The sequence below is a fragment of the Bradyrhizobium symbiodeficiens genome (assembly GCF_002266465.3).
Taxonomy (GTDB): Bacteria; Pseudomonadota; Alphaproteobacteria; order Rhizobiales; family Xanthobacteraceae; genus Bradyrhizobium; species Bradyrhizobium symbiodeficiens.
In genome coordinates this window covers 3,161,205-3,185,059 of record NZ_CP029427.2, presented here as the reverse complement: position 1 = coordinate 3,185,059, position 23,855 = coordinate 3,161,205, and the positions used below count along the sequence as shown (strand labels likewise).

The following is a 23,855-nucleotide window of genomic DNA, read 5'->3' as shown; positions in this document are numbered from 1 at the left end:
GAACGCGCAGCCGTTGGCAGTTCTCCTGGGCGCGCTCCCGTGGCAGACCCCGCGATTATTCCTTCACGGCGCCGGTCATCGCGGACACATAATGCTCCACGAAGAAGGCGTAAAGGATCACGAGCGGCAGCGAGCCGGCCAGGGCTCCGGCCATCAGCGAGCCCCAGCGGTAGATGTCACCGTCCACGAACTCGTTGACGATCGCGACCGGCACCGTCTTGTTGCTGGTCGACTGCAGGAAGGTCAACGCGTAGATGAACTCGTTCCAGCACAGCGTGAAGCAGAAGATGAAGGCCGAGATCAGCCCGGGGATCGCGAGCGGCAGCACGATCTTGGTCAGGATCTGCCAGCGGCTCGCCCCGTCGATCAGCGCGCATTCCTCGAGCTCGAACGGGATGGTCTTGAAATAGCCCATCAAGAGCCAGGTCGAGAACGGGATCAGGATGGTCGGATAGGTCAGGATCAGCGCCAGCGGCGAGTCGAACAGGCCGTACTGGAACACGACGGTGGCGAGCGGGATGAACAGGATCGACGGCGGCACCAGGTAAGCGAGGAAGATCAGCCCGCCGACGAGATTGGCGCCCTTGTAGCGCAAGCGCACGATGGCGTAGGCAGCCAACACCGATGCGATGATCGAGAGCATGGTGGCGCAGATCGCCACATACATCGTGTTCCAGAGCCAGTGCGGATAGTAGCTCTCGAATAGCAGCTTGTGGAAGTGCTTGAAGGTCGGATTCCAGGTCCAGAACGGGTTGAACTTGTCGAGATCGAGCAGCTGGTCGTCCGGCTTCACCGAGGTCAGCGCCATCCAGTAGAACGGAAACAGGAGGACGACGACGATGATCGTGAGCGGCAAGTACAGGGTCACGAGCCGGCGCGGCACCGACTGCAGATAGCTCATGCCCTCGCTGTTATCGACGCGCGCGGGCCCCGATATGACAGCCTTGAGATCGATTTTCGAGGCAGGCAGATCAGTCATTGTTCTCTCCCTGCTGCCATTTCCGCCGCTGCAGGCCGAACCAGGACACCATGATCGCGGCGAGCAGGAACGGAATCATGGCACTGGATATCGCCGCGCCCTCCCCGAGCTGCCCGGCGATGATCGCGCGCTGGTAGGACAGCGTCGCCATCAGATGGGTGGCGTTGACCGGGCCGCCGCGCGTCATCGCCCAGATCAGCTGGAAGTCGGTGAAGGTGAACAGCACCGAGAAGGTCATCACGACGGCGATGATCGGCGTCAGCAGCGGATAGGTGATGAAGCGGAAATTCTGCCAGCGCGTGGCGCCATCGAGCGTTGCCGCTTCATAGAGCGACGGCGACACCGTCTGCAGGCCCGCAAGCAGCGTGATCGCCACGAACGGCACGCCGCGCCAGATATTGGCGAAGATCACGCAAATGCGTGCCCAGGTCGTGTCGCCGAGGAAGTTTATGTTCTGGTTGATCAGGCCGAGATGCTTCAGCGACCAGGAGATGATGGAGAATTGCGAATCGAAGATCCACCAGAACGCCAGCGCCGAGAGCACCGTCGGCACGATGAAGGGGATCAGCACCATCGCGCGCAGCATCGCCTTGAACGGCATGTTCTCGTTCAGCAGCAGCGCGAGATAGAGCCCGACCGCGAATTTGATGGCGCTCGCGACGGAGGTGTAGAGCAGTGTGTTGAACACCGACAGCCAGAAGATGGAATCGTCCCACAGCCACTCGTAGTTCTCGGTGCCGACGAATTGCCCGACCCTGCCGATGCGGGTGTCGGTGAAGGACAGCCAGATGCCGAGCCCCAGCGGATAGGCCAGGAAGAAGATCAGGAACGCCATGGCCGGCACCATGAACCAGAAGCCGAGCCAGTTACGATTGTGTTTGAGCTGGGTCCAGGCGTTGGCCTCGATCATCTGAGGCTTGGCCCGGGGAATTGCGACATCAGCCATGCCCGATATCCCTGATCGAAATGTTGACGAGCGGGCGGCCGGATGGCCGCCCGCTCCGTGACGCTCAGCGATAGATGCGCTTCAGCTGGCGCTCGGCTTCCGCCATCGAGCCCTTCGCATCCTTGGTGCCGGTGCAGTAGTTGGCGAACATGTCGACGACGATGAAGTCGGCGATGGCGGTTGCCGCCTTTTCGCCGACGGTGCCGATTCCGGCCGCCGGCAGAGTGCGCTTGGAGGCCTGAGAGAAGACCTCGTTCTTGGGATCAGCCTTCCAGATCGGCGCCGATTCATAGGCGTTCAGGGTCTGCGTCAGATAGCCCTGCGCGCCGTCCAGCCACTTCTCGTAGTTCTCCTTCTCCAGCATGAATGCGATGAAGGCCTTTGACGCATTCGGATATTTGGTGAAGTTGAAGGCGAGGATCGGCAGCGCAAGCTGCAGCTCGGTCGGCTTGCCGACCGGTCCGACCGGCCAGAGCGCGTGATAGGTGTCCTCGGCGAGCTCCTTCTTGCTCGCGTCGGTCTTGGCAGCAACGTAGATCGATATGCCGTTCGCCGTGCAATAGAGCTCGCCGGCGAGGAACGCCTTGTTGTTGGAGGAATCGTTCCAGGACGCGGTGCCCGGGATGAAGGCGTCGTACAGCGCCTTGCAATATTCCAGCGCCTTCGCGGTCTCCGGCGAATTGATGATGATCTTGTCGTTCTGGTCGACGGTGTAGGCGCCGTGACCCCAGAGGACCCAATGCAGCCACGAATTGCCGTCGCCCGAGGCGTGCCCGAGCGCGAAGCCGGCCGGCGTGTTGTTCTTCTTCAGGGCCTTGCACATCTCGAGGAAGCCAGGGAAGTCCTTCGGAAATTCCTTGAACCCCGCCTTTTCGAGCGCCGACTTGCGGTACGTCATGTAACCGCCGTTGGTCGCGACGGGAATGCCGAGCCAGTCGTTGCCTTGCTTGCAGGTCTTGGCGGCCGCATCGGTCCAGCCGCCATACTTCTTGCCGAGATAATCGGCCACGTCGTTCATCTTCAGCACTTTGGTCGGGAACAGCTGCGGCAGCGTGTGCAGGCCCCACGCGAGATCGAGTCCGGAGCCGGTGTTGGCCGCAACCGACGCCTTCGGCTGCACGTCCTCGAAGGATTCGCTGAACACGTTCATCTCGGTGCCGGTGGCGGCCTTGAACGCCGCGACCATGGCGTTGAACGCGTCGTCTTCCTGCGGCACGAAGCGCTTCCACCGCATCACGGTCAGCTTTGCGCCCGGCTCCGCCTTCCAAGGCGCGCTCTGTGCCCAGGCCTTGGCGAAATCGAACAGTGCCGGCCCGGTGAGCATGCCGGTCGCAGCCAATGCCGTTCCGCCTTGAAGCAGAGTCCGGCGGGTAAAGTCTTGCATGGTGTCCTCCCTGTGATGCTTTTTTATTGTCTTGACTTGGTCTTACGCTACGCGTTCAGGCGCTTTCCCGTCGTCTCGTCGAACAGATGTACCAGTGACGGCTCGGGCTTCAGCCGGATCTTATCGCCCGGGTTGAACTGGTGGCGTTCGCGGAACACCGCGACGACCTGCTCGCCGCCGATCTTGGCGAACACTTGCGTCTCCGAGCCGGTCGGCTCCACCACGACGATCTCGGCTTCGGCGCCGTCGTCGGCGATGGTGAAATGCTCGGGCCGCACGCCGTAGACCGCGGGACGGCCGTCGGACGCCGCGGGCGCGGTCTTGAGCGGCAGCTTGACGCCGTTCGGCCCCTCGAAGGTCGCAACGCCGTTGACCCGCACATGCCCCTTCAGGAAGTTCATCGCAGGCGAGCCGATGAAGCCGGCGACGAACTGGTTGTCGGGCTTGTCATAGAGCTCGAGCGGCGTGCCCATCTGCTCGACGATGCCGTCATGCATGACGACGATCTTGTCGGCCATGGTCATGGCCTCGATCTGGTCGTGGGTGACGTAGACGGTCGTCGTCTTCAGCCGCTGGTGCAGCTCCTTGATCTCGGTGCGCATCGCGACGCGCAGCTTGGCGTCGAGGTTCGACAACGGCTCGTCGAACAGGAAGACTTGCGGATCACGCACGATGGCGCGGCCCATCGCGACGCGCTGGCGCTGACCGCCGGAGAGCTGGCGCGGATAGCGATCGAGCAGCGGCCCCAGCGCGAGGATCTCCGCGGCGCGCTTGACGCGCTTGTTGATCTCGTCGGCGCCCGCGTTCCGCAGCTTCAGCGAAAAGCCCATGTTGTCGGCGACCGTCATGTGCGGATAGAGCGCGTAGTTCTGGAAGACCATCGCAATGTCCCGCTCCTTGGGCTGGACATTGTTGACGACGCGGTCACCGATCGAGATCGTGCCGGAGGTGATGTTCTCGAGACCGGCGAGCATGCGCAGAAGCGTCGACTTGCCGCAGCCGGAGGGGCCGACCAGAACGACGAACTGGCCGTCCTCGATCGGTACAGTCACGCCGTGCAGGACTTCAAAATTGCCGAACGATTTCCGCACGTCGCGGATTTGCACAGACGACATCTAGCTCCCTCCTCGAAAGTCCACGACGCCTCGAGCGCCGCGACCGTCTTGTTTTTTCAGACTTTACCGAACTCGGCCCGATCTTAGCGAGCAACATTGTCGGCAGTTTGTGCGGTTTTGGCAATTTGTCTTTGGTTAGTCGTTGCTGGTAGCGCTGTCAACGTTCCTTTGTTTGCGGGAATGACTGTGTTAAGAGCAGCAAATGGGTCGAAAACGCACCAAGTCAGGCAAGATCCGGCTGGCGGAAGTCGCCGAGCTTGCTGGCGTCAGCCCGATTACGGCGTCCCGCTTCTTCCGTAATCCGGACGCCCTGTCGATCGGCAAGCGGACGCGGGTCGAGAGCGCCGCCAAGGAGCTCGGCTATGTGCCGAACCTTGCGGCCCGCGCGCTGGCCTCGCAACGTACCGAGGTCATCGGTGTCCTGATTCCCTCTCTCACCAACAACGTCTTCTCGGACGTGCTGCGCGGCATCTACGACGCCTCCGAAGGCAGCCGCTACTCGATCCAGTTGTCGAACACGCGCTACAGCATTCTGCAGGAAGAAAAGCTGCTGCGGCTGTTTCTCGCGCAGAAGCCGGCCGGGCTGATCGTCACCGGTATCGACCAGACCCCGGAATCGCGCGCCATGCTCGAGGCCGCCGATTGCCCGATCGTGCAGATCATGGAGATCGGCCCCGATCCGGTCGACATGATGATCGGCTTTTCGCACCATGATGCAGCCCGCGCAGCGGTTTCGCACCTGTTCGAACAGGGCCGCCGCAAGATCGGCTTCGTCGGCGCGCGGATGGATCCCAGGGTGCAGCGGCGGCTGGACGGATATGTCTCGGCCATGAAGGACGCCGGGTCGTTCGAACAGCGCCTCGTCGTCACCACGGCGACGCCGACCTCGGTGACGCTGGGCGGCGCCCTGTTCACCGATCTCCTGGCGGGCGAGCCCGATCTCGATGCAGTGTTCTGCGCCAATGACGACCTCGCGCTCGGCGTGCTGTTCGAATGCCGCCGCCGCGAGATCGCCGTGCCCGAGCAGATCGCGATCGTCGGCTTCAACGACCTGGAATTCATGGCCTCCGCCGTCCCCACCCTCACCAGCGTGCGCACCAACCGTTACGAGATGGGCAAAACAGCCGCCACCATGCTGATCGAGGCGATCGGTGGACAGCGCCCGGAGCAGCCGGTGCTCGATCTCGGCTTCAGGGTGATCGAACGGCAAAGTTCATTGCCGCGCCATTCGGACAGCAGGCCAGCCGTTTCAGGCGCGGGCGCGGCGAACAAAATGGTAGCGTTACCAAGTAGCCATGACTAGTATCGCTCTTGTGAGGAAACGACCCGCCAGCGGGCCAGCGATCCGTCATTGGCGCCATTGGGCATCGCACAAGCCGGCGCCCCAGGATTGATGTAAGTGGACGGACGCCAGTGCGTTTGCATTGCAGGAGAAACCAATGACAAAAAAACCAACCAATGGGCATGCCCCCGCCGGCAACGGCTCCCGCCGCCACCTTCGCTCGCAGGAATGGTTCAACAACCCGCATAATCCCGGCATGACGGCGCTCTACATGGAGCGCTACCTCAATTACGGCCTCACCCGTGCCGAGTTGCAGTCCGGCAAGCCGATCATCGGCATCGCCCAGACCGGCAACGACCTCTCTCCCTGCAACCGCCACCATATCGAGCTTGCCCATCGCGTCCGCGAGGGCATCCGCGAGGCCGGCGGCATTGCGATGGAATTCCCGACCCATCCGATCCAGGAGACCGGCAAGCGCCCGACCGCCGCGCTCGACCGCAACCTCGCCTATCTCGGTCTGGTCGAGATCCTCTACGGCTATCCGCTCGACGGCGTCGTGCTCACCACCGGCTGCGACAAGACCACGCCGGCCTGCATGATGGCGGCTGCGACCGTGAACCTGCCCGCGATCGTGCTGTCGGGCGGCCCGATGCTCAACGGCTGGCATGCCGGCGAGCGCACCGGCTCCGGCACCATCGTCTGGAAGTCGCGCGAGCGGCTCGCCGCGGGCGAGATCGACTATGAAGAGTTCATGGAGATCGTGGCCTCGTCGGCGCCGTCCGTCGGCCATTGCAACACCATGGGCACGGCCTCGACCATGAACGGTCTTGCCGAGGCGCTCGGCTTCTCGCTGCCCGGCTGTGCGGCGATCCCCGCGCCTTACCGCGAGCGCGGCCAGATCGCCTACGAGACCGGCAAGCGCGCCGTGGAGATGGTGTGGGAAGACCTCAAGCCCTCGGACATCCTGACCCGCAAGGCGTTCGAGAACTGCATCGTGATCAATTCGGCGATCGGCGGCTCGACTAACGCGCCGATCCATATCAACGCGCTGGCCCGCCATATCGGCGTCGAGCTCACCATCGAAGACTGGCAGAAGGTCGGCCACGACGTGCCGCTGCTGGTCAACATGCAGCCGGCCGGCTTCTATCTCGGCGAGGAATTCCACCGCGCCGGCGGCGTGCCCGCCGTGGTGCGCGAATTGATGAAGCACAAGCGCATCCATGAGGACGCAGTCACCGTCAACGGCCGCGGCATCGGCGAGAACTGCAAGGATGCGCCGAAGCCGGACAACGACGTGATCTGGGCTTACGACAAGCCGCTGGTGAAGGATGCCGGCTTCCTGGTGCTGAAGGGCAATCTGTTCGATTCCGCGATCATGAAGACCTCGGTGATCTCCAAGGAATTCCACGACCGCTATCTCAGCAATCCGAAGGACCTGAATGCCTTCGAGGGCCGTGCCATCGTATTCGAGGGACCGGAGGACTATCACGCGCGGATCGACGATGCCTCGCTCGACATCGACGAGCGCTGCGTGCTGTTCATCCGCGGCACCGGGCCGATCGGTTATCCCGGTGGCGCCGAGGTCGTGAACATGCAGCCGCCGGCAGCGTTGATCAAACGCGGGATCCTGTCCCTGCCCTGCATCGGCGACGGCCGCCAGTCCGGCACCTCGGGCTCGCCCTCGATCCTGAACGCCTCGCCGGAAGCTGCCGCCAATGGCGGGCTTGCGGTCCTCAAGACCGGCGACAAGGTCCGCGTCGACCTCAACAAGGGCAGCGCCAACATCCTGATCTCGGACGAGGAGCTGAAGAAGCGTCACGCCGAGCTGAAGGCCAATGGCGGCTTCAAGCACCCGCCGAACCAGACGCCGTGGCAGGAGATCTACCGCAACACCGTCGGCCAGCAATCGACCGGCGCCTGCATGGAGCTCGCCACCCGCTACCAGAACGTCGCCGGCACGTTCGGCGTAGCGCGGGATAATCACTAACACTGTCATTCCGGGGCGCGACGAAGTCGCGAGCCCGGAATCCATTCATCAACCGACGCTGTGGCCCGATGGATTCTCAGGTGCGCAATTGTGCACCGTAGTTCGCGCCAAGAGGCGCCCCGGAATAACGGAAGAAAATTCAAAGGAGAAACAAAATGGCCAACCGCCTCAAGGGCAAGCGCGCCGTCATCACGGCTGCGGCCGCCGGCATCGGGCGCGCCTGCGCTCTCACATTCGCGCGTGAAGGCGCAACGGTCATTGCGACCGACATCAACGAAGCCGGCATCGCTGATCTGACCAAGGAAGGCATCGCCGAGGTCGCAAAGCTTGACGTCCGCAACACCGCCGACGTCAACGCCTTCGCCAAACGTATCGGCAAGGTCGACATCCTGCTCAACGCGGCCGGCTTCGTCCATCACGGCACCATCCTGGAATGCTCGGAAGAGGACTTCGATTTCTCGTTCGACCTCAACGTCAAGTCGATGCACCGGACCATCAAGGCGTTCCTGCCCGAGATGCTCGCGGCCGGCGGCGGCAGCATCGTCAACATCTCCTCCTGCGCGGCCTTGAGGCCGCCGGCGAACCGCTACGTCTACAGCGCTTCGAAAGCGGCAGTGTCGCTGCTGACCCGCGCGGTCGCGCTCGATTTCATCACCAAGGGCATCCGCTGCAACTCGATCTGCCCCGGCACCGTCGAGACGCCCTCGATGCTCGACCGCGCCGCTGCACAGGGACCGCAGGGCAAGGAGATGTTCATCTCTCGCCAGAAGATGGGCCGGCTCGGCACTGCCGACGAGATCGCGTCGATGGCGGTCTATCTCGGCAGCGACGAGAGCGCCTTCACCACCGGCGTCGACCTCGTCGTCGACGGCGGCTACATGCTCTGACGCCTGGGGATCAGTCTCATGAACAAGATCGACCTCGACGGCCGCGTCGCCATCGTCACCGGCGGCGCGCAGGGGTTTGGCCGCGCCATCACGGAACGCTTCGTCGCCTCCGGCGCCAAGGTCGCGATCTGGGATTTCGACGCTGCGCTGGCCGAGAAGACGGCGAAGGAGATCGGCAGCGAGACCAAAGTCTTCAAGGTCGACGTCACCGATACCGCCGCCGTCGAGCAGGCGCGCGATGCGACGCTGGCCGCGTTCGGCAAGATCGACATCCTCGTCAACAACGCCGGCATCGCCGGCGTCAACAAGCCGGTCTGGGAGACCGACCTCGAGGAATGGCGCAAGGTGCTGCGCATCAACCTCGACGGTCCCTTCATCGTCTGCAAGGCGATCGTGCCTGCGATGCTCAAGCAGAAATACGGGCGCATCGTGAACATCGCCTCGATCGCCGGCAAGGAAGGCAATCCGAACGCCTCGCATTATTCTGCGTCGAAGGCAGGCCTGATCGCGCTGACGAAGTCGCTTGGCAAGGAGCTCGCCGCGCACGACATCCTCGTCAACGCGGTGACGCCGGCCGCGGCGAAGACCGCGATCTTCGACCAGATGACGCAGCAGCATATCGATTTCATGCTGTCGAAGATTCCAAAGGCGCGCTTCGTGCTGGTTGAAGAACTCGCCGCGATGGTGGCCTGGCTCGCGTCGGAAGATTGTGCCTTCTCCACCGGCGCGGTGTTCGACATCTCGGGCGGACGCGCAACCTATTGAGGACAGCATGATCCGGGAAGGCGGATGCCTGTGTGGCGCGGTGCGGTTCAAGGCAGAGGGCGAACCGCTCAACGTTCGCATCTGCCATTGCCGTCTCTGTCAGAAAGCGATGGGCTCGCCCTTCTTTGCCCGCGCGCAATTCGACCAGCGCGCGCTGAGCGTCGAAGGCGAGACCGAGCGCCATGCCTCGTCCGAGGCTATCGACCGCGTATTCTGCAAGCGCTGCGGCACGCGCCTGTTCGCGTGGCGGCGCAATGGGACTTTGGCTGGCGTGTCCCTCTCCGTGTTCGACGACCGCAATGCCTTCGCGCCGACCGAGCACATCTGGGTCTCTGAAAAACCCGTCTGGCTGAAGCTCGACGACGGCCTGGTGCAATATCCGGGGACGATTCCGGCGTAACGTCAGGTTTCACCTGACGCGGCACCCGCGGCCCGAGCACCTCACCGCCATCGTCGTCGCGATCCGGATTCCGGCGCTGTTGCGATTTCGGGTCTGGGGTGGCCGACGTCTGCCTCTTGTCTTCCGGCGAGGGCCATGAAACCCATCATGGTGGCCTCAGGTTTCTTTTTATTTTAAGCTTCCGCAGGGCTAGTTTTGCGGGGGATGGTGTTGCGTCTTGTTAGGCCAATAACAAAATCAGAACTTGGACTTTGGCGATTTCAGAGTTTTGCGGTGTGGGGAGCGTGTGTCGGCGCTATTGCGGCCGGCATCTCTGCCTATCTGATCTTGAAGGCTGCCAAGCTGGATATGGGCGCCAATCTCGCGCAGGACTTCCCGGTCGTCCAATTGGGTTTCGCGGACAGTGCGGCAATCAAGCGTGCCGAGAAGATCTTCTATGTCTTGTTCTATGTGATCGGCGGCCTCTCGGCCTTTGCGTCCCTCAGGCTCCGGAAATTCTTTGAAGGTCAGTCGCTGATCGTGTTTCACGTCTCGGCGCTGGCAATCGTCGTGGCGCTGGAGGCATTTCTGGAAGATGCATTCCAGCAGAGACTTCGAATGGTCGCACTGGCGGTCGCCGTCGGCGCGATCCTCGTCCCTTTCGTGAAGCGCATCCGGACCGACACCCGCATCGAGGGCGACGAGGACGTCAGGCCGATCGCCTTTTTCGAGTTTGGATGGATCGACGCAGCGCTCGTCACAGCCCTGCTCGCCCTGACTCTGCCCTTGAGCGTGCAACGTCTGGCCAGCGAGGCGGCGGGCAATCCTCACGCCGTTTCATTCCTGGTCGGACCAGCGCTCTATCAATTTGCAGATGGCATGGTGCCTGGCCGCGACTTCCTGTCCTTCTATGGATACGGCCCATCGTATTTGTTTGGGCAGTTTCTCCGCGCCGACCCGAACGCCCTGTATTTGCGTTACATCGGCTTCGTTGCGGCCTGTCTCACGATCTATCACCTCTCAGCCTATTGGGTGCTGCGCGACTTCTTCCAGAACAGGGCGCTGCCGTTTCTCCTCGCCTTCGTATTTCTCGCACTCTGTCAATATGGGGCGGGGGACGCATTCGCCGGACCGTCTTCCCTCGCCGTCAGGTACATGTTCGTGTTCATCGCCACGGGCATTCTTGCGCGTTTCATGGTCCATCCCTCAGGTTGGTCATTGGCAGCGCTATCTTCCGTCTGCGCAGTCTCGATCTTCTGGAATACGGAGACGGGGATTTATACGTGGCTCGTCGGCTGCGCGGCGTTGTCGGCGCGGGTGCTGGAAAAGCGCTGGCCTTGGGAGGTCGCGGCATTCACCGGACTGTCTGCCGTCATCCTGCTCGTATTGTTCGTCGCTGCCTTCGGTCCGGCCGTTCTTTCGAAGGACTTCCTTCACGTCTTGCTCGCGCCGATCGGCCTGCACAGCGTCTCGAATTGGGTTGGGGTGACGATGAACTGGCATCCCGGATTCGGGACAGTGTACCAGTTGATCTTGCCGGCAATGGCCATAGGCACAGTCGTCAGCGTCGCCGCAACGTGGGCCGGCTGCCGCAATATCGAGCGCGCCTATCTGCTGGTCCTGTCTCTCGTCGCGCTGGTTTTCATGGCAAAGTGGATGAACCGGTCACTCGACGCGGTATGGCAACAAAACGCCTTTGCCTACCTTGCCGTTTGTGCGTGGTGGTGCCGATCGGCATTCCGCGCCGTCTTCGGTCGAATGACTTCGCAAGTCATCCCTGCCCTGTCGTTGGCGGCAACAGCGGCGCTCTCGGTCACCGTGCTTCTGCGCGCGCAGGATCGTCAGCAGAGCGTGACGATCGGACTGCGCTCGTACTTGCAATATCCGAGCATAGCTAGCCTGAAGCTGGGACGCGGAGCGGGACAGGTCAAGGTCCGGCTCGATGGCAGCGACATCGACCTGGTCAACAGGATTGTGCCCCCCGATGGTCGCATGTTGCTGTTGTCGGACCAGGACTGGCTCGTTCTTGTGGCCCTTGGCAGAGGACCCAAGAGCTACTTCCTCCCCTTCCGGGATACGTTCAGCCCGGATCACGTCAAGCGGAGCTTTGCCGGGGCCGACCATTTCATTTTGGATCGTGGCGCGACCTACGAATATGACTGGCTGAAGGACATGGTGGAGCAGATCTTGTCGGCGCAGTTCGAGCGCACTGACGAATCAACCCGGTTCATCCTCTATCGCAGGAAATCATGACCGCGCAGGCGCCGGCGGCGAACCATTTGCAGCGGGCAATTTCGGAATTGGGTACCATATGACGGTAGATCGTAAAGATTTGTGGCCCTATACGGCCTGCTCTGCAGAGCGCGCAGGCAAACCGGAACGGACGAGCCGTGAACATATCCTTTTATGACCTATCGGTGTGGGTGCTCCCCCTCGTGCTCGCCATCACCTTCCACGAGGCTGCGCACGCTTTCGTCGCGGATCGGCTCGGAGACGACACGGCCTCGCAGCTCGGACGGGTCAGCTTCAATCCGCTCCGGCACATCGACCCGTTCGGCACCGTGATCCTGCCGGCGATGCTGCTGTTTACGCATTCGCCCTTCCTGTTCGGCTACGCCAAGCCGGTGCCGGTCAACTTCCGCAAGCTGAACAACCCCAGGCTTGACATGGTCTGGGTGGCGCTGGCCGGGCCCGCCACCAACATCCTGCTGGCGCTTGCCGCGGCCCTCGCCTTCCACGCCCTGCCCCTTGTCCCTGCCAGTTCGGCGAAATGGGTCGCCGACAACCTCAAGAATGCGCTCGTCATCAACGCCATCCTCGCGGTCTTCAACATGATGCCGATCCCGCCGCTCGATGGCGGGCGCGTCGCGGTCGGGCTGTTGCCGCGCGCCCTCGCCATGCCGCTGGCCCGGCTCGAGCCGTTCGGGATGCTGATCCTGATCGGCCTGTTGATCCTGCTACCACTTGCAGGTTCCCAGTTCGGTCTAAATCTTGATGTTATTTCAGCAATACTGCGAACGTTGACCGGTCATGTGATTCAGGCTGTTCTCTTCCTGACCGGCAATGCGTAGTTGAAACAGCCACACCCGAACTTTAAGCCGAAGGGCCAGAGGCCGACTTGGTCAAAGCTGCCGATATGCTGATCGCGCGACGCGCGGATACCCGCGCCCGCGCCGATTTCGCCACCTGGAAGATGATGGCCAAGCTCAATGGGGCGTCCGCGCTGCCTTCGGGCGCCCAGGAATTCCTCGCGAGCTACCAGAACCTGGTGGCTCAGATGAGCGAGGGCGAGGCCACCGAGGCAACCATCGGCGCGATCTACAGGGCCTATTACGCCGAGATGGGCGGCGGAGGACTCCCGCCCGACGTCCGCCCTCGACCGGCGGAGCCGGCCGCGGACAATGTTACCGCTTTCCGCCGCCCGGTGCCGAAGCCAAAGACGACCAGCTTTTTCGGGGCCGGCGCGGCAGCTGGAACCCAGAAACGGCCGCTTCCGGTGGCGCTGATCTTTGCCTGCCTCGTCGTCGTCTATGTCGGGATCCGGCTCTACTGGCGCTGAGCCGTTTTCTTCTTTTTCGCGTCAGCGGGCGTGAAAATGATGTCGACGGTCCGCTCGAACCGGTCCTCGGTCAGCGCGGCAGGCGGCTGCGGGATCGGATCCGACTTGCGGACGATCGAGACCGCGGCCGCGTCGTAGGCTGCATCCCCTGACGACTCCACGACATCCACCGATAGCACGTTGCCCTTCCGGTTGATCGCGAAGCTGACCTTGACCTTCTGGTTGTTGGGATGTTTGCCTTCCGGATTGATCTTGTGCAGCGACAAATGCGCGCTGATCTTGCGGTTCCAGTCGGCCGTCAGCTTCAGGACGTCCTTACCGATGCCGATGACGGGCGCCAGCGCCTTCTCGGCCTCGCGCGCCTCCTCCTCGAGCGTCTGCCGTGCCGTCGCGACCGATTTCGGCGAGGCTTCGGCGGCCGGCGTTTCGACCGCCTGAATCTTCGGATCGTCTTCCGTCGGCTTCTTCGCGTTGTTCTCGGTCACGACGCGGTCGGGATCCTCGACCTCCTGCGACTGGTCCTTGGGAAGCTCCGTCTCCTTGGTCTCGGCCTTCTGCTCGGGAAGCGCCTGCTGCTCCTGCATCGCTTCGCTGTCAGGCCCGGGCGGCAGATCGGTTTCGGGCGCCTTGGGCGAGGCCATCTCCACCGCGAATTCCGCGCCGTTCGCACCGAGGCCGTCGCCGTCGTCGTCGGCGTGCAAATGCGCCAGCGCGAGCGCAGCACCACCCAGATGGAGCACGAGCGCGGCCACCGCCGCCAGGATCCAGAGCTTCCGGGATGGTCTGAGTTCGTCCGACATAGCGGGCCTCTAAGGCTGAGCGGCGCCTGCCGCAGGCGCTCCCGGCGCGCCTTCCAGCGCCACCAGCTTCACCCGCGTATAGCCGCCCGAGCGCAGGAGCTCCATGACGCCCATCAACTCCCCATACGGCACCGACTTGTCAGCACGCAGGAACACGTACTTGTCCTTGCTCATGTCGGACAGTCCGTCGAGCGTCCCGATCAGTTCGGCGCGGTGGACCGGGTTTTCCCCGAGGGCAAGCGTCAGATCGGGCTTGATGCTGAGATAGGTCGGCTTGTCCGGCTTCTTCTGCGGCGTCGCGCTGGACGTCGGTAGATCGATCGGCAGGTCGACCGTGGAGAGCGGCGCTGCGACCATGAAGATGATCAGCAGCACCAGAATGACGTCGATGAACGGCGTGACGTTGATGTCATGCGTTTCCGAGAAATCGTCGTCGTCATCGTTGTCTGCGAGCGAAACGCCCATGGCTCACTCCGCTGCGCGCGAATGCACGCTGCCGTGGCTGCGATCGAGATCACGCGAGAGCAGCCGCCCCGCGGCGCCCGAGGCGCGGCTGACGAGTTCGAGATAGCTCTTCGTCACGCGCGAGAAGTGGTTGTAGATGATGACGGCCGGGATCGCGGCGACGAGGCCGATCGCGGTGGCGAGCAGCGCTTCGGCGATGCCGGGCGCGACGACGGCGAGGTTCGTGGTCTGCGATTTCGAGATGCCGATGAAGCTGTTCATGATGCCCCAGACCGTGCCGAACAGGCCGACGAAGGGCGAGGTCGAGCCGATGGTCGCGAGCACGCCCATGCCGATGCGGATCCGCCGCGCCTCGGCGCGCACGATCTCGGAAAAGCTGGAGGCCGCGCGCTCCTTGATGCCGGTATCACTGGACAGGCCGGCCGACATCCGCGCCTCGCGCAGCGCCGCCGCCAGGAACGACGGCAGGATGCCCTCCTTGGCTCCGAGCGCCATCTGCGCTTCTGCAAGCGAGCGCGACTCCGCAATCTTCTTCAGGGCCGAACGAAGCTTGGTGGATGCGACCGACAGCTCGATCGACTTGGCGATCAGGACGGTCCAGGTCATCAGCGATGCGAAGGCGAGCCCGATCATCACCGCCTTCACGATGACGTCCGCCGACATGAACATCACCCAAGGTGACAACTCCTTCATCGCCGGCGCGACGCCGGCCGCCGCATCGGGCTTGGCATCAGGCTTGACGGTGGTCGAAACGGTGGCCGCCTGGGACGCCGCCGGAGCAACCGGGGCGGCCGCCGTCGGAGCCGAAGGCGCCGGGACAGCAGGCGCGGTGATTGCCGGGGCCGTCGGAGCCGGACTGACCGGGGCCGGCTGGGCCGCCGACTGTGCCGGCGCCGAGGGGGTTTGGGTCTGGGCCGAAACGGGGGATGCGAGCCAGGCGACCGCCAGCATCGCGGCGGCGGCAAGGCTGGCTCTCGAGGTCATGGTCTTCATACTTCGGCCCAGTAGCGAATGAGGTTGTGATAGATACCCGTCAATTTGACCGTTTCGGGATCGTCACGCCCGAGCCGGTCCACCAGCGCCTGAATCGCGGTGTCGAGGTCGAAGATCATGCTCCGGGCTTGATCGTCCCGTATCATGCTCTGGAGCCAGAAGAAAGACGCAACCCGCGTTCCCCTGGTCACCGGCGTGACGAGGTGCAGGCTGGTCGAGGGATAGAGCACGCAGTCGCCGGCTGGCAACTTGACTTCGTGCGAGCCGTAGGTGTCCTCGATCACAAGTTCGCCACCGTCATACTCTTCCGGCTCGGCGAGGAACAGCGTGACCGAGAGGTCTGTGCGGATGCGAAGGCCGGTCAGACGGTCGCCGCGGATCGCATTGTCGACATGCAGGCCGAAATGGTGTCCGCTGCTCGCCGCATAGCGGTTGAACAGCGGCGGGAAGATCTGGAGCGGAATCGCCGCCGCGATGAAGCGCGGGTTCGACGTCAGCGCCGAGATGATGCGGTTGCCGAGCTTGCGCGCGACATCGCTATCCGGCGGCAATTGCTCGTTGCGCTTGACCATGGCCGACTGCGCGCCAGCGGTCGAGCGGCCGTCCTCCCATCCGCTGGCGTCCATGATGCGGCGGAACTCCGCCACATCATCCTTGCTGAGAACACCTGGCAGGCACGTCAACATGATCAGAACTTCGCCGTGGTCACGATGTAGAAGGCCCGGCCCGGCGCCACCGCCACGAACGGCACTGCGCTGCGATAGAGCGTGTCGTAGTACAGCTTGTTGGTGAGGTTCTGGGCGTAGAACTTCATGGTCCAGTTCTTGTCGATCTTCTTCTCGACGAACGCGTCGAAACGCCAGTAGCTCGGCAGCTCATTGCCGGTGTTCGCCGCGAACGTGCCGCCATAGACCTTCGAGCGGTACACCGCCTGGCCGCCGAGTTCCCAGCCATCATCGAACTTGTATTTGGTCAACATGCTGAACGACTGGTGGGCGATATTGGCAAGCTGCAGGCCGATGTTGGAAGCGACGCCGCTCTGCGTGACCTTCGACTGCATCAGCACCAGGCCGCCGAAGATACTCCAGCGGTCGGTAATCTTGCCCTCCGCCTCGATGTCGATGCCCTGGATCCTGTAGGCAGCGCCCGAAGTGAGCAGGCCGCTGACGGTCTCGCGCGCGTTGTCCTTGGTGGTTTGGAACAGCGCACCGGTCACCAGCAGGTGGCGATCGGCGAGCTCCCATTTGGTACCGACCTCAGCCGCCTTGTTACGCTCGGGCCCGAGCAGGATGGTCGAGTTGGCGGGAACGCCGCCGTAGTCGGTGCCGGTCGCGTCCAGCTCCGAACCGAACGGATTGGCCGAGGTCGCATAGGCTGCATAGATGCTGCCGATCGACATCGGCTTGTAGACCAAACCGACGTTGTAATTCACGAGATCGGCGCTTTGCTTGAGATAGGCCGAGTTTGTGGACGAGCTCTGACTATAGCCGTCGTAGCGCACGCCGCCGTTGACGATGATCGTGTCCTGCCAGTTCGCGGTGTCCATGACATACACGCTGCTGGTGTTGACACCGTAGCGCGTCGGGTTTCCAATCAGCGACGGCGTGTTGCTGAAGGGAATGTTGGTGTACTGCGGAGAGTACAGATTGACTCCCGTGACGGCCCCGTTGCTCGTTGAACCGCCGCCGAACAGTTCCGACGAGAGGCCGGTGTAGCGGTCGATCGAGATGTTCTCGTTCGAATATTCGACGCCGAGTACGGCGGTGTGCTTGACGCCGCCGGTATCGAGCTTGAACGTGGCCTCGTTCTGGTTCGCCCACACGTCCACGTTCTGGTAGCGGCTCTGCGCGCTCGCCGTCGTGGTCCAGAGCAGCGGATTGGGGCTGGTCGTGTTCGGGTTCTGCGGCAGCGTGCCGATGTAGTTCAGCAGCGAGTGCTCGCCGCGCACCTTGCTGGTCAACGTGATGGCCTCGTTGACCTTGTACTCGATCGTGCCGGTGCCGAAATCCTGCCGCGCCGTCTGGAAGTCGCGGTTGAGGAAGCCGTACCAGTTTCCGCGCGGAATGCCGGCCGAGGTCACCGGCACATTGCCCTGCTTGTAATAGGGCACGCCGAAATCGGGATAGCCGCTGAGATCGGTGTGAACGTAGTTCGTCGTGATCTTGATGTCGTTGGTCGGGGTGTACTTGGTCGAGATGAAGCTGCCCCAGCGGTTGTCGGTCACATAATTGCGCCCGGCCACGTTGGCGTCCTGGAACAGGCCGCCGGTGCGCACCGAGAAGGTCGGATCGATGACCTGGTTGACGTCGAGCGTGACGCGCTTGGTCATGTCGGTACCGAACTCGGTGCCCATGCGCTTGAAGTTGACGTCGCCCGCCTGCTTGGTGACGATGTTGATGGCGCCGCCGGCAGTGCCGCGGCCGGCGTAGGAAGATGCCGGCCCGCGCAGAATCTCGATCTGCTCGGTGAAGAAGTTCTCGCGGATGGAGACCGCGGGATCGCGAATGCCGTCGATGAACACGTCGTTGCGCGCGTCGAAGCCGCGGATGAAGAAGCGGTCGCCGAACGCGTTGCCGCCCTCGCCCGAACCCAGCGTCACGCCCGCGGTCGAGCGCCCGATCTCCTTCAGCGTCGTCGCGTTCTTGTCCTCGAGCACTTCCTTGCTGAGCACCGTGATGGACTTGGGCGTGTTCAGCATCTTCTCCGGGAACTTGCCGGACGCCTGGACGTGATCGACCTTGTAGGGTGCGGCCGGATCGGCATAGGGATTGCCGTCGGGAGCGCCTGACGGCGTTGTCGGCGCCGTCTGTTGAGCGGCCTGCTCGCGCTGCGCCGCGCGACGAATCGCGTTGCGGGCGCGGACCTGTTCCGGCGAGGGCTTCGACGCCGTTGGACGCGGACGCTCGACGGGCGCATCGACCGTCACCGGCGGCAGGTTCGACTGCTGCGCCTGCGCGCCGGTCGACACCGACGCCACTGCGATCAAGCTCGCAACCGCCGAGGCTTTCTTGCCTAAAACGCCTGCGAACTTTTCATCTACAAAATCGAATGCTGCGACCGAACGCAACGACTTCGGTGCGACCACCTGCCCCATTACCAAACGCCCCATCTTCCTGTTCGCTCATTCACTTCGACGAACGATGAGTTGTTGGTATCGGCCGCAAAATTTCGGGTCAATGCAAGCAGCTCGCAAGAACCCTTGAATCGATCCAGATCAAAACGATTCTAAACTACAGTTTGAAATCGTTCTAAATCGAGATTGGACTCGTTCTAAAAGATGCCGGCGAATGCTGCGCAAATCGGCGATCTAGCTCACAGCATCAATCGCTGCTCGGCGGCTTCATCAGCGAAAACAATTCGTCGACGGTTTTCAGCGCGACAGCGCGCACGCGATCGGTTGAGTCCATGCCGGCGATGTTGACACCGTTCACGACGGCTTTGATCTCGTCTCGGAAGTCGGTGAGGAAGCGCAAGGGATCGCGCTGCTCATTAGCGACACGCGCGATCAATCCCGTGATCAGAATCTGACACGCGATCAACTTGCCGTTCAGTTCGTCCATACTGCGCTCCATGTGTGGCGGTGCCGATATGGATGATGGCGATATCCCTGACAATCGAAACGGCCTCCGCGCGACTTAGAACCATTCTTGTCACCGGCGCCGACCTGCGACTCGGCACCGCGCATTCGGTCGGAGCACACCGTCCGGGAGTGCTGCACAGGGTTTGCGCGCCGATCGCGCCTGCCGGGAAAATGCAGCATTGCACACCGCCGCGTCAGACCATTGCCTAGACGGTGCAAAGCTTTCCAATTGTTTAGGATTCTCGACGGATAGTGCTGTTTACACTCGAACTTGGCGTGTAATATACAAGCTCGCTGGAACCCTGCGGTTGCCCTGATAATTCGTAGCTTGGGGGCATACGAGCCGACACGAGACGACATGAAAAAGTCCCGGCCGATCCTCTGGATTCTGATCATCGCGGCCGTGGCCTCCGCGGGTTACTATGGCTGGCAGAAATTCGGGCATAGCGCCGGCAAGGCCCAGACCGCCGACAAGGGGCCGCCCCGGCCGTCTGCCGTCCCGGTGAGCGTCGCCCCGGTCCAGAAGGTCGACTTCCCGGTCTATCTGACCGGTCTCGGCACGGTTCAGGGGTTCAACACCGTACAAGTCCGAACCCGCGTGGATGGCCAGATCGACAAGCTCGCCTTCAAGGAAGGACAGATCGTCCAGCAGGGCGAGCTTCTGGTCTCGATCGATCCCCGTCCCTATCAAGCCACGCTCGACCAGGCCAAGGCCAAGAAGGCGCAGGACGAGGCTAGTCTCGCCAACGCCAATCTCGAACTTCAGCGCGCCATGAAGCTCGGCGAATTCGCGACCGCGCAACGCGTCGACACCCAGCGCTCGACCGTCGCCCAGCTCACCGCCCAGATCGCCGCCGACGAAGCCGCGATCGCCAACGCCCAGACCCAGCTCGACTACACCCGGGTCAAGGCGCCGATCACCGGCGTCGCCGGCCTGCGCCAGGTCGACGTCGGCAACATCGTCAACGCCTCGACGCAGACGGGCATCGTCACGATTTCGCAGGTCGAGCCGATCGCCGTGATCTTCACCGCGCCGGAAGACCAGCTGCCCTATATCAGCGAAGGTCAGAAGACCGGCGCACTCAAGGTGATCGCTTTCACCACCGACGGCAAGAAGACGCTGGCCGAGGGCAAGCTTGCGGTCATCAACAACCAGGTCGACACCACCAGCGGGACGATCCGCCTCAAGGCGGTGTTCGACAACAAGGACCACGCGCTGTGGCCGGGCCAGTCGGTCTCGACGCGGCTTCTGGTCCGGACGCTGAAGGATGCGACCGTGGTTCCGGATGACGCAGTCCAGCATTCGACCAACGGCCTCTACGCCTATACCGTCAACCAGGACAACAAGGCCGAGCTGCACAAGATCAAGGTCAGCTACGCCATCGATGGACATTCGGTCATCGAGGAAGGGCTGAGCCCCGGTCAGCAGGTGATCACCGGCGGCCAGTTCAAGGTGCAGCCCGGCAGCCTGGTCTCGACAGCGGTGGCAAGCTCGAACCCGGCCCCGACCCAGAACAAGGTACGACAGGAATGACCGGGGGCGGGATTTCGGCACCTTTCATCCGATACCCGATCGGCACCTCGCTGCTGATGGCCGGCATTCTCTTTGTCGGTCTCGTCGCCTATCCCCTGCTTCCGGTCGCACCGTTGCCGCAGGTCGACTTCCCGACCATCCAGATCACCGCCAATTTGCCGGGCGGCAGCCCGGAGACGATGGCCTCGTCCGTGGCGCAGCCTCTGGAGCGTCAGTTCGCCCAGATTCCCGGCATCGCCCAGATGACCTCGACCAGTTATCTCGGCACGGCGTCGATCACCATCCAGTTCGACCTCAACCGCAGCATCGACGCTGCCGCCAACGACGTGCAGGGCGGCATCAACGCCGCCTCCGGCCAGTTGCCGAAGAACCTGCCCTCGCCGCCGACCTACCGCAAGGTCAACCCGGCCGACGCGCCGATCCTGCTGCTGTCGGCAACATCGGAGACGCTGCCGCTGACCAGCGTCAGCGACGCGGTCGATGCCCAGCTCGCCCAGCAGATCAGCCAGCTCTCCGGCGTCGCCCAGGTCTTCATCGGCGGCCAGCAGAAGCCCTCCATCCGCATCCAGATCGACCCGGCGAAACTGGTCGCCAAGGGCCTGTCGATGGAGGACGTGCGTAGTCAGATCGCGATCACCACGGTCGACAGCCCGAAGGGCAACATCGACGGCGAAAGGCGCGCCTACACGATCTACGCCAACGACCAGCTCACGCACGCGAAAGACTGGAACGACGTCATCATCGCCTATCGCAACGGCGCTCCGTTGCGAATCCGCGACATCGGCCAGGCGGTCAGCGCCGCTGAAGACGCCAAGCAGGCGGCCTGGGCCAACGGCAAGCGCGGCGTGTTCCTGGTGATCTTCAAGCAGCCGGGCGCCAACGTCATCGATACCGTCGACAGGATCAAGGCGACCCTGCCCCGCCTGGTGGCGGCGATCCCGCCCGCGATCAAGATCGAGCTCATCAGCGACCGCACCACGACCATCCGCGCGGCGGTCGAGGACGTCCAGTTCACGCTGCTGCTGACCATCGCCCTCGTGGTCATGGTCATTTTCATTTTCCTGCGCAGCTTCTGGGCCACCGTCATTCCCGCCATCACGGTTCCGCTGGCGCTGCTGGGCGCCTGCGCCCTGATGTGGGTCGCCGGCTATTCGCTCGACAATCTGTCGCTGATGGCGCTCACCATCGCAGTCGGATTCGTCGTCGACGACGCCATCGTGATGCTGGAGAACATCACGCGTTACATCGAGGAGGGCGAATCGCCGATGGCGGCGGCCTTCAAGGGCTCCAAGGAGATTGGCTTCACCATCGTATCGATCAGCATATCGCTGGTCGCGGTGCTGATCCCGCTGCTCCTGATGGGCGGCATCATCGGGCGCCTGTTCCGCGAATTCGCCGTCGTGCTGGCCATGACCATCTTCGTCTCGATGTTCGTGTCGCTGACCCTGACGCCGATGATGGCCTCGCGCTTCCTTCGCGCGCATGGCGAAGTGACCCACGGCAAGTTCTATCAATGGAGCGAGCGCGCCTTCGACGGGATGCTGCGCGGCTACGAATATGGACTCGACCATGCCCTCGCCTGGCGGCGCACCACGCTGGCGATATTCTTCGCCACGCTCGGACTGTCGATCTATTTGTTCGTCCTGATCCCGAAGGGTTTCTTCCCGCAGCAGGACGTCGGCCTGATCACGGCGACTTCGGAAGCCTCGCAGGACATTTCGTTCAAGGAGATGACCCGGCGTCAGGAACAGCTCGGCAAGATCATCCTCGCCGATCCCGACGTTGCCAGCGTCGCGATGTCGATCGGCGGCAGCGGCCGCGCCGGCAACAACGGCAACATATTCATCACGCTGAAGCCGCGCGACAAGCGCGAGGCCTCGGCTCAGCAGATCATCGCGCGACTGCGCCCCCAGTTCGACAAGGTCCAGGGCGCCCGCCTCTACATGCAGGCAGCCCAGGACGTGCGGCTCGGCGGCCGGCCGACGCGCACGCAGTTTGAATTCACGCTGCAGGACGCCAATCTGGACGAACTCAACGAATGGGCGCCCAAGATCCTCGCCAAGATGCAGACGCTGCCCCAGTTGCGCGACGTCGCAACCGACCAGCAGACCCAGGGCACCACGGTCCAACTCAAGATCAACCGCGACACCGCCGCGCGCTACGGCATCCAGCCGCAGCTGATCGACGACACGCTCTACGACGCCTTCGGCCAGCGGCAGGTCACGCAGTATTTCACCCAGCTCAACACCTACAAGGTAATCCTCGAGATCCTGCCGGAGATGCAGGGCAATCTCGACAGCCTCAACAAGCTTTATCTGAAGTCGCCGCTGACCGGCGACCAGGTGCCGCTGTCGACGTTCGCGACCTGGACCACCGATCCGGTCCGTCCGCTCTCGATCAGCCACCAGGGCCAGTTCCCGGCGATCACGATCAGCTTCAACCTCGGCCAGGGCGTCGCGCTCGGTCAGGCGACGGAAGCCGTGCAGAAGGCGATGGCCGATCTCGGCGCGCCGCCGACGCTGAACTCGAGCTTCCAGGGCACCGCACAGGCGTTCCAGCAATCGCTCGGCACCGTGCCGCTACTGATCCTCGCCGCGCTCGTCGTGGTCTATTTGATCCTCGGCATCCTCTACGAGAGCTACATACATCCGATCACGATCCTGTCGACGCTGCCCTCGGCCGGCGTCGGCGCGCTTCTGATCCTGATGGCGGCGGGCTTCGACTTCAGCCTCATTGCCTTGATCGGAATCATTCTCCTGATCGGCATCGTGAAGAAGAACGGCATCATGATGGTCGACTTCGCCATCGCCGCCGAGCGCGACGAGCACAAGACGCCGGCGGAATCGATCCGCCAGGCCGCCCTGCTCCGCTTCCGCCCGATCATGATGACGACGATGGCCGCACTGCTCGGCGGCGTACCGCTGATGCTCGGTCACGGCACCGGCGCCGAGATCCGCCAGCCGCTCGGCTACGCCATGGTCGGCGGCCTGATCGTCAGCCAGGCGCTGACGCTGTTCACGACGCCGGTGGTCTATCTCTATCTCGACGAGCTCAACAACTGGTTCTCGGGCTGGGGCCGTTCGGGTGACGGCGAAAGCGGCGAGGCGGTCGAGCACGGCACCGTCAAGGAAGCTGCCGAGTAGCGGCTTGCACGGCTGTTCCGGCGACGCTACAGCGAGGCCCCGGTTCACGCCAATGCG

General features: G+C 63.1%; 20 protein-coding genes. 10 read left to right on the top strand and 10 right to left on the bottom strand.

Going from position 1 to position 23,855, the window contains the following annotated elements:
- Positions 1-55: 55 nt before the first annotated feature.
- The 4 genes from CIT39_RS14520 to CIT39_RS14505 form a co-directional block, all read right to left on the bottom strand.
- On the bottom strand, positions 56-979 hold the full coding sequence (locus tag CIT39_RS14520) for a carbohydrate ABC transporter permease (RefSeq protein WP_094974641.1): 924 nt from the start codon (positions 977-979) through the stop codon (positions 56-58).
- Positions 972-1,889 (bottom strand): carbohydrate ABC transporter permease, encoded by a 918-nt coding sequence (locus CIT39_RS14515; RefSeq protein WP_162308892.1) that lies wholly within the window; start codon positions 1,887-1,889, stop codon positions 972-974. Before CIT39_RS14515 ends, CIT39_RS14520 begins: the two co-directional genes overlap by 8 nt.
- 100 nt (positions 1,890-1,989) lie before the next feature.
- Positions 1,990-3,309, bottom strand: a complete 1,320-nt coding sequence (locus CIT39_RS14510; protein WP_094974643.1) for an ABC transporter substrate-binding protein — start codon at positions 3,307-3,309, stop codon at positions 1,990-1,992.
- Positions 3,310-3,356: 47 nt separating this feature from the next.
- Entirely contained in the window at positions 3,357-4,424 is a 1,068-nt protein-coding gene (locus tag CIT39_RS14505) for an ABC transporter ATP-binding protein (protein WP_094896537.1), read from the bottom strand.
- Between the two features lie 202 nt (positions 4,425-4,626).
- Between CIT39_RS14505 and gntR the strand changes: the two genes are divergently transcribed.
- The 8 genes from gntR (at position 4,627) to CIT39_RS14465 (ending at position 13,283) form a co-directional block, all read left to right on the top strand.
- A complete protein-coding gene (gene gntR, locus CIT39_RS14500; protein WP_094974644.1) occupies positions 4,627-5,727 on the top strand; it encodes an HTH-type transcriptional regulator GntR in 1,101 nt (366 codons plus the stop codon).
- A 136-nt stretch (positions 5,728-5,863) separates the two neighbouring features.
- On the top strand, positions 5,864-7,693 hold the full coding sequence (locus tag CIT39_RS14495) for an IlvD/Edd family dehydratase (RefSeq protein ID WP_094974645.1): 1,830 nt from the start codon (positions 5,864-5,866) through the stop codon (positions 7,691-7,693).
- Between the two features lie 155 nt (positions 7,694-7,848).
- Positions 7,849-8,580 carry an SDR family oxidoreductase gene (locus tag CIT39_RS14490; protein ID WP_094974646.1) on the top strand — a complete coding sequence of 244 codons (732 nt, stop codon included), beginning with the start codon at positions 7,849-7,851 and terminating at the stop codon, positions 8,578-8,580.
- A gap of 18 nt (positions 8,581-8,598) precedes the next feature.
- Positions 8,599-9,345 carry an SDR family NAD(P)-dependent oxidoreductase gene (locus tag CIT39_RS14485; protein WP_094974647.1) on the top strand — a complete coding sequence of 249 codons (747 nt, stop codon included), beginning with the start codon at positions 8,599-8,601 and terminating at the stop codon, positions 9,343-9,345.
- A 7-nt stretch (positions 9,346-9,352) separates the two neighbouring features.
- Positions 9,353-9,745 carry a GFA family protein gene (locus tag CIT39_RS14480; RefSeq protein ID WP_094974648.1) on the top strand — a complete coding sequence of 131 codons (393 nt, stop codon included), beginning with the start codon at positions 9,353-9,355 and terminating at the stop codon, positions 9,743-9,745.
- Between the two features lie 204 nt (positions 9,746-9,949).
- A complete protein-coding gene (locus CIT39_RS14475) occupies positions 9,950-11,977 on the top strand; it encodes a hypothetical protein (RefSeq protein ID WP_148667313.1) in 2,028 nt (675 codons plus the stop codon).
- A gap of 137 nt (positions 11,978-12,114) precedes the next feature.
- Positions 12,115-12,795 (top strand): site-2 protease family protein, encoded by a 681-nt coding sequence (locus CIT39_RS14470; RefSeq protein WP_094974650.1) that lies wholly within the window; start codon positions 12,115-12,117, stop codon positions 12,793-12,795.
- Between the two features lie 65 nt (positions 12,796-12,860).
- Complete coding sequence (locus tag CIT39_RS14465) at positions 12,861-13,283, top strand: hypothetical protein (RefSeq protein ID WP_094974757.1); 423 nt, start codon at positions 12,861-12,863, stop codon at positions 13,281-13,283.
- Here the strand turns inward: CIT39_RS14465 and CIT39_RS14460 are convergent.
- The 6 genes from CIT39_RS14460 to CIT39_RS14435 all read right to left on the bottom strand — a co-directional run bounded on the left by CIT39_RS14460 (position 13,271) and on the right by CIT39_RS14435 (position 19,101).
- Positions 13,271-14,083 carry an energy transducer TonB family protein gene (locus CIT39_RS14460; RefSeq protein WP_094974651.1) on the bottom strand — a complete coding sequence of 271 codons (813 nt, stop codon included), beginning with the start codon at positions 14,081-14,083 and terminating at the stop codon, positions 13,271-13,273. The genes CIT39_RS14465 and CIT39_RS14460 overlap by 13 nt on opposite strands.
- Before the next feature lie 9 nt (positions 14,084-14,092).
- A complete protein-coding gene (gene exbD, locus CIT39_RS14455; RefSeq protein WP_038970925.1) occupies positions 14,093-14,548 on the bottom strand; it encodes a TonB system transport protein ExbD in 456 nt (151 codons plus the stop codon).
- A 3-nt stretch (positions 14,549-14,551) separates the two neighbouring features.
- Entirely contained in the window at positions 14,552-15,541 is a 990-nt protein-coding gene (exbB, locus tag CIT39_RS14450) for a tonB-system energizer ExbB (RefSeq protein ID WP_094974652.1), read from the bottom strand.
- Positions 15,538-16,227 (bottom strand): Fe2+-dependent dioxygenase, encoded by a 690-nt coding sequence (locus CIT39_RS14445; RefSeq protein WP_094974653.1) that lies wholly within the window; start codon positions 16,225-16,227, stop codon positions 15,538-15,540. Before CIT39_RS14445 ends, exbB begins: the two co-directional genes overlap by 4 nt.
- Before the next feature lie 2 nt (positions 16,228-16,229).
- Entirely contained in the window at positions 16,230-18,635 is a 2,406-nt protein-coding gene (locus CIT39_RS14440) for a TonB-dependent receptor (protein ID WP_094974654.1), read from the bottom strand.
- Positions 18,636-18,861: 226 nt separating this feature from the next.
- A complete protein-coding gene (locus CIT39_RS14435; RefSeq protein ID WP_018319817.1) occupies positions 18,862-19,101 on the bottom strand; it encodes a hypothetical protein in 240 nt (79 codons plus the stop codon).
- A 378-nt stretch (positions 19,102-19,479) separates the two neighbouring features.
- Between CIT39_RS14435 and CIT39_RS14430 the strand changes: the two genes are divergently transcribed.
- On the top strand, positions 19,480-20,655 hold the full coding sequence (locus tag CIT39_RS14430; RefSeq protein WP_162308505.1) for an efflux RND transporter periplasmic adaptor subunit: 1,176 nt from the start codon (positions 19,480-19,482) through the stop codon (positions 20,653-20,655).
- Positions 20,652-23,798, top strand: coding sequence for a multidrug efflux RND transporter permease subunit (locus CIT39_RS14425; RefSeq protein ID WP_094974656.1), 3,147 nt, complete (start codon positions 20,652-20,654; stop codon positions 23,796-23,798). The genes CIT39_RS14430 and CIT39_RS14425 overlap by 4 nt, the downstream gene beginning before the upstream one ends.
- Positions 23,799-23,855: the final 57 nt, after the last annotated feature.